This is a genomic window from Burkholderia sp. Nafp2/4-1b, from assembly GCF_003635165.1.
Taxonomy (GTDB): Bacteria; Pseudomonadota; Gammaproteobacteria; order Burkholderiales; family Burkholderiaceae; genus Burkholderia.
On record NZ_ML058622.1, the window covers coordinates 176,297 to 183,990 of the forward strand.

At 61.7% G+C, this 7,694-nt stretch carries 1 protein-coding gene; it reads right to left on the reverse strand.

What is annotated here, in order from left to right; all coding sequences use genetic code 11:
• Window positions 1-340: 340 nt before the first annotated feature.
• Window positions 341-7,694 (reverse strand): hemagglutinin repeat-containing protein (locus C7H84_RS29690; RefSeq protein ID WP_121862144.1); only part of this gene is annotated, 7,354 nt, incomplete at its 5' end.

Below are 7,694 nucleotides of genomic sequence, written 5' to 3' on the forward strand. Positions count from 1 at the left end.
ATCAGTGCGCACACCTTCGAATCGTCAAAACCCGGCCATTCGTCGGCCCCGTCGCTTTAGCTTCAGCTCTTGCTCTCAGACTTGAACCAGGGACCAAATTTCGATGGATCGTCGCTCAACATCCCAGCCTTGCGTAATGGGTTCGGCAACAATCGAATGTGTAAAACCAGAAGAACAATAAAGAATGGAAGACCTATAGAAAATACAGAGATGCCATCACTCAGCCCCATCAGTTTTCGACAGATACCAATCACGACGACCGTATAGCACCCCGTACTAAAAACCGACACCAGGAAAACCATGAACCATATTTGAGCCGTCGCATAGAGTCGCCGCCAATTCATTTCTGCTCTCCTGCACGGTGAACATCGTTGATAACCGTTGCCCCCTTCGAACCAACACCAAACAGCAGAATGCCCTGCGTCGTCCCGTATGGTGCCGCTTGGTTAATGAATGGAACCAATGTGTTGTTATTGACACGCGGCACGGTCACACCAAACATCGACCCTGGACGATTCAGACCATCAGCATTACCCATCTTGAGCGGGACTGGCGCTTTCAAAGCCGCAATCGCGACTGCCAAATTCAACCCATCATATACAACGCTCCCCCAACCAGCAGGCAAAGCCTCATTAAACCCATACCGTAAAGGATTCACACCAGGAGAGCTAGTGCCGTTGTAACGATTGTAAAGACCATCCGCACCTTCTGCCATATCACCCAATCCAAAAGCGATCATTCCTCCACCGCCGAGAGCACAACCCAGACCGCTTGTACAAAGACCCGCTCCCGTCTTTACCGTCACGCCACCAATCACGATCTTGGCAGTATCCTTCGCAACCCCAACCGGATCGTTCTTCAACGCATCGCCAACCTTCTGCATCGGCTTGTAATCGAACAAACCCGATTCCTTCTGCCGATTTACCCAATCCAATTCCGGACCCAGCGAGGCCACCTCGACTTCACTTACAAAGTTCTTGTTCCGCTCTGCGCTTCCCTCCGGGTATTCCGCCCAGCACTTCACCGCATAGCACGCCGCGCGCGTCAGCTTCTCTTGTTCCACATTGTCTTTCCCAGCCTTCTCGGCAATCGCCTTCTTTTCATTATCGTGCAACTGCCGATTGAACCGATCAACGTTGTATCCAGAGAACGCTCCAGACTCCCCACCCACAGCCGCACCCGCCCCCGTCGCAAGCGCATTCGCCACAATGTTGCCCAGCGCCTGATTCATATTGGCGTTCCCGGTCGGGTCGCTGCCTGCAATCGCCCTGCTGAGTTCGTTCAGCTTGCCCGACGCGATTGATGCAATTGCCGCACCGGCTGCGCCACCGACCGCGTTGCCGCCCGCCAGTCCGGTCACCAGCGCCGCACCGGCACCTTGCATCAGTGCGCGGTTCGCCCCGCCTTCCTTCCACGCGTCGACGCCGACCTGGTCGCCGTTCCTCTCTGCTTGCCGTTTCATCTCGTCGGCGTAGTCCCCGATCCGGCGCGACACGGCTTCCCCAGCCGCACTCGCCGCGGCCATCATGTCCGACTGCTTGGCCAACAGGTTCTGCATGTCCGGAAGTTTCGCCACCGTACCGTTCGTGTCTGTCGTATCGCGGTTCAAGCTCGCCACATCCTGCTTCTGGTTGGCCGAATCCGTGATCGTGACCGTTCCCGCGCCGACACCACTCTTCGTCGTCGCGCTATCACTGCCGCTGTCGTTCTGACCAAGCATGGGCGCGGCGCCCCCCGCATTCTTGCCCGACGTGCTGCCGTGCGTGCTGTAGTTCATCCCGCCGTCGCCGGTCGTCGCGCCTGCGCTGAAGCCGCTCGAGCTCGCATCGTAGTGCGACTGGTTCTGGATGTCGGAGAACGACAGCGAACCCGTCGTCAGCGAATTCTTCGACGCATCCGCATCACTCGCGATCAGTCCGCCCTTCAGGTCGGTATTCCCGGTGACGTTGATATTGAAGCCGCCATCACCCGCCTGAATGCCAGCCTGTTCATTGACGCCCGCATAGCTGCCCGACGCATTGCCCTTGCTCTGGCTGAAGCTCGCGCTGGCGCCGCCCTGGCTGATGTTGAAACCGCCGCCCGCACTCGACTGATGCGCCGCGCTCGTCAGCGTGTCCTGCACGCTGACGATGTTCAGATTCCCGCCCACATCGGCGTTCACCTGATTACCCTTCACGTTCGAGCCGATGATGTTCGTATCGCCGCCCGAGATGATCGTCACGCCGTTTGCTGCATTCACATGGCTGTTGTTCTGCGTGGCCAGATCGCTGTTGCCGTCGCCGTTGGCCTTCGACATCGCAGCGGAAACACCGAACCCGCCCGTGCCGACCGACACGCCCACGCTCGCGCTCTTCGATTCGTTCGTGCTGCGCGTCGAGTCGGTATCTGTCGTATTGATGATATTGACCTGATTTTTCGCCGCCAGGATCACATCATTCGCGTTCACGTTCGAGCCGGCGATCGTCACATTGCCGCTGCCAGCCTGACCATTGCCGGTCGCCGCGAACGCCACCGTCCCACCCGCATTCACATTCGAGCCGCGATTCGTCACGCTGTCTTCGGAGAACGCGCTCTTGCTGTGACTGCTGCCGACGCTGACTTCGACCTTGAACTGAGGCGTCTCGCCCGCTCCGAGCGCCCTGACCAGATCGCCCGCGGCCATGTTCGCGTCCCACGCAGCGCTTGCCGCAGCCATCCCGTGCAGCGCTGCCGCACGGCCATCCTGGCTACGGCTGGACGCACGAGATTGATCCACAGCGTTCGACACCGCGTCGATCACCGGCGCCTTCAGTGCCAGCGTCAGACCGCTCTTCGAGACTTCCTGCGTTTCACCGCGGTGGTTCTTGTCCTGCGCCGCGTCAATCGTCACGTTCGCGCCTGTCCCGCTGAGATTCTTCGCGGCGATCAGGTCGCTGCCCGTCACGTGCAGGTCGTTTCCAGCCGTGATGCTGAGGTTGCCCTTCAGCGAACCGATCGTACTGCTGTTGTTCGACACCTCGGTTGTCTGACTGGTCGTCTTCAGCGAACTGCTGCCCACTGACACCGACAGTCCCCCGCCCGACATCAGCCCGGACTCCTTCTTGTCGTAATAGCTCGAGGACTGCAACGTATCCTGCGACGTCGTAACCGTCACGTTGCGCGCTGCCGTGAGCGTCACGTCATTCGTTCCGACGATGGTGCTGCCCTGAACATTGACGTCCTTGCCGCCGACAATGTTCACGCCGTCCGCCGACACCAGACTGCCGCGATTGAGCGTCATCGTCTGGTCGATCCCGCTCGCGACCTTCACGCCGCTCACGACATTGCTGTGGCTGTGCGTTTCGTGTGAATTCAATTCGTGCGTCTCGGTTGCCGCGCCGATATTCACGTCGCCAGCCGCGAGCAGGTTCGCGTTGCCCTTGTCGAGACTGATCGCGCTGCCGGAGAGCGTAATGTCCTTACCCGACACGATATTCACCGTGTCACCACCCGTGAGCGTCGTCCCGGTCAGCGCCTGATCGGAGGTGTGCAGGGTCTCCGCGTAACTGCCGTGACTGTCGCTACCCGAACTGTTGCTGTTCACCGTCGACGTCGTGCTTGCCGTGCCGAGGGTCACGTTGCCCTTGGCCGCAATCGTGCCGCCCTGACCGAGCTCGATCTGCGCGCCCTTGGCTGTCAGGTCGCCGCCCACGCCGATCATCGATTGCCCGCCAACCTGCACCGAGCTACCGGTGACCTTGTTGATATCGGTGTTCGACACACCGTTCGCGCGCTGCACGATCTTGTGCTCGCCGGTCTGCGCCGCTCCGAGATCCCAGTTGCCGCCGACGTTCATCCCGAGGTTGCCGCCCACCGACAGGGTGCCTGCGTTTTGCTGGAAGTTGCCGCCGGTCACAATCAATGCATCGCCGGCGACATCCAGCTTCGCAGTCGGCCCGAGCGTGGTCGTCACGCTCGTCGCGCCATCGCGGCTCACGCGCGTGCTGGTGTTCGTCGCGGTGTTGAGAATCAGGTCCTTACCGGCATCCAGTTGCAGGCTTCCGGCCTTCACGTTCGCCGACGTCAGATCGATGTTGTTCTCTGTCTTCAGCGACATCAGCCCGCCGCTTTGCAGCGCACCGAACGCGTTGTCGATCTGCTTGCCCTGAATCGCCAGCGTGTTGTCCGCCTTGATCGTGCCGCTGTTCGTGAACGACTGCGCGTTCTGGAAATCGATGTTCGTCGCGCTGATCAGCGGGCCATTGACATTCTGCTGGCTGGCCTGCGCGAGATACACGACCGGCACGAGCACCGCCTGACCGTCGACCACGCGCGTTTCCATGATGATCACGTTGCTGGTCAGCTTCGACACCTGATCAACCGACAGGCTCGCGCCGATTGGCAAATCGAGCGACTTCGACAGATCCGCTCCAGCTGCCATCAGCGATTGATACATCGTCTGCAAGTCCGCGTACGGCCCCAGCACCGGCTTTCCGGTCAGCGCCGTGACTTCGTTGCGCACGAGCTGCTGTTCGTAGAAGCCGTCGCCGAGACGCTTCGGAATATGCGTGAGGTCGACGCCGAGCTGGCCGAAGAAGTAGTCGCTCGAAATGAAATTCTTCTGGTTCGTGAACGCCGGGTTCGTCTCGATCACGTAGTTCGCGTTCGGCGCGGTAGTCGGCCGGTACAGCCCGCCCTGCGGAATCGTGAGGTTGTTGAGCACGTTCAGCGCGCTCGCACTCGCGATGATCGGATCGACCGGCGCGGGCGGACCGCCGTGCACCGACGATGCCCCCGACTTCACTCCGCTCGCGTTTCCGCTCAGGTCGGTGGGCGTGAGACCCGGCACGGACTGCCCCGGCAGCAAGCCGAGTGACGGAATCGACGCGTTGCCGGCCGTGTTGTTGACGCTGACACCCGTGCCGGAAATCGTGCCGTTCGAACTTATCGTCGAGAAGTAGCCGGGCAGCGTGTAATCCTTGATCGATGCCGGCGCGGCTTGCGTGTAACCGCCCGGGCGCCCCGTCACGAATGGCGCGTTGCCGAACGGCAGTTGCCAGTCGTGTTCGGAATTGTCGTAGTTGTTGTAGTGATATTGCCCGGAGTAGGAAACCGACACACCCGGCAGTTTCTGCCCCGACGCTGCCCAGCCGTCGGCATCGTAGCGGGCCGGCATCTTGATGTCGCCGACCGCCGCGATGTTGCTCCAGTAGTTTTGCAGCGTGCCGACCGACGACGCATCGATCTTGCCGCCCGACACGATCTGCGCGGCCGGGCTGATGTCCGTCACGGTCGTCGCCGTCGCGCTGTCCGCGTAGTAGGTCGTGAACTGATACGTGCTGTTCCACTGACCGCCGTGAGGCGGCTCGGTGTAAACGCCGCCGATGCTGTCCGGATCCTTCACGCCGATCTGGCCCGTACGGCCGCTGATCGGAATGCCGAACTGGCTGAGCAGCGAGGGATCGATCGTGCGTGTCGACGTCTTCATCACCCGCCGCGTGCTCGTGACCTTGTCCGCGTGCAGTTCCATGTCGCCTTGGGACTGGATCAGCGCAGACACGTTATTGACCAGCGCCGCGTTCGTGTAGTTGCCGTTCGCGTCCTTGCCGCCAGCCAGCACGACCTTGCCCATCCCGAAGATGGCGGTCGTCGCCATCGAGTCGGTTGCAGTCGCGTCGTCGCGGTTTTCGATGTCACGTGCGAGGATCTCGAGCGTGCCGTTGCTGTCCGATGCACCGATCAGTGCGGTCGGCCCGAGATTCGAGATCGTGTTCGTCGCGTTGAGCGACACGCTGGCGCCCACGAGCGCGCCCATATTGGTCAGGTTCGTCGATTGCGTGTGCAGCAGGCCACCGGCAGTCAGGGCACCCACGTTGACGATGTTGCCCGCGCTCACCCTCAGGTCGTTCACCACCTGCATGTTCGCGTTGTTCGTGAAAGTGCCGGGCAACGTGAAGGCGAGATCGTGACCGACGTTGAACTGCGTATCGGCCGCCGCCGTGTAATCGCCCTGCAGGGTCACGTTCGCATCATGCTTCGCGCTGTATGTACCGCCGCCTTGCAGCGTGGCCGCGGCGACGGACAGGTCATGCGTCGAGCCGATCTGACCGTTCGTGTTCGTGATCGCGCCGGTCGTCGTGACATTCACGTCGCCGTTCGAGTTCGTGACGTTACCAATGGTGCCGCCGCTATTGTCCAGGGTTTTGCCTTGAACACGCAGCGATGCACCACTGAGCTGACCGCCTTGCGTGTTGCTGATCGACGCTGCGCTGACCGTCACATCGCCGTTGCCGGTAATCGCACCCATGCCCGCTACGCCGCCGGCGTGGCTGTTCGCGATCTGGCTGCCGCCTTGCACCGACATCCGGCCCGCGCCGAGGTCGACGATGGCGCCGTCCGCGTTGTCGATCGAAGCCGATTGAAGGTCGAGCGTGCTGGTGTCGCCCGCAACCGATTGCCCCGCCTGGATGTGGCCGCCCCGGTTTGACAGAGCGCCCCCGTTCTTCAACGACAACGATGCATCCGATCGCAACAAGCCCTGCGCGTTGTTCACGTCGCCTGCGATGGTCGCGTTGATGCCGCGTTGCGCGGCGAGGATACCGCTCGCGTTGTTCCAGGAAGCCGCGTTGACGATGGCTTGTCCCTTCGTCACGATGGTGCCCGACGTGTTGTTCAGCGCGCTCGATCCGTTGCCCGGTGCGATCGTCAGTGTGCCCGTGCCGGCGTGCGTAATGGTGCCGCCCGCGTTGTTCAGCTCGGCCGGCTTGAGCGTGAGGTCCGTGCTGTTGGTCTGGATTACGCCGCCGGCCGAGTTGTCGAGCGTGCCGCTGACGTTCATCGCCATCGCTGACGATCCATACTGCGTGATCGTACCGCCGTGGTTCACGAGGTTTGCGGCCGTCAGCGCAAGCTGATTGGCTTCGAGCTTGCCACCGCTGTTGTCGAGCGTCGAATCGGCGGTGAGCGACAGGTTCGGTGCGACGATCGAGCCGCCCTGATTCGTCATCGAGCCGGTGTGGATCGTCGCGTTCGTGCTGGCACCGATCTGGCCGCCGTCGTTCGACAAAGTACCGCTTGTGACACTGACGTCCGTGTTCGACAACAGCTTGCCGCTCGCATTGTTCAGCGTACCCGCGACCGTTGCCGTCAATCCGTTCTGCGCGTTGATCAAGCCCGCCGTGTTGTTCAGCGTGCCGGCTTGCGCGACGACGCGCCCGTTGCTCGCGATCGAACCGCCCACATTCGATACGGATCCCGAACCACCTCCGAGCGCCAGTGTGCCGTTGCCGGCGTGAGTGATCGTGCCGCCGTCGTTGACGATCGTCGTCGGCGCCAGCGTCAGATCGGTACTGTTGGTTTGCAGCGTTCCGCCATTCGAATTGTCCAGCGTGCCCGACACGTTCACGCTCATCGCGCCGGCGCCGGTCTGCGTGATCGTGCCGCCGTGATTCACGAGGTCGGTCGCGTTCAACGACATCTGGTCCGCCTGCACGGTGCCGGCGCTGTTGTCGAGCGTCGTACCAGTCAGTGCGGCGGTCCGACCGACGACCGAGCCGCCGTTGTTGATCAGGCGCGCGCCCGCGTCGACAGCCACCTTTTGCGCGGCCTGCAGCGTGCCACCACCGTTGTCGACTGACTGCCCCGATACCCGCAGATTCGTATTGGATGTAATCGCGCCGCGATTGACAACGTTTGCGCCTTGGATCGAAACATCACCGTTGCCGCCGATCACACCG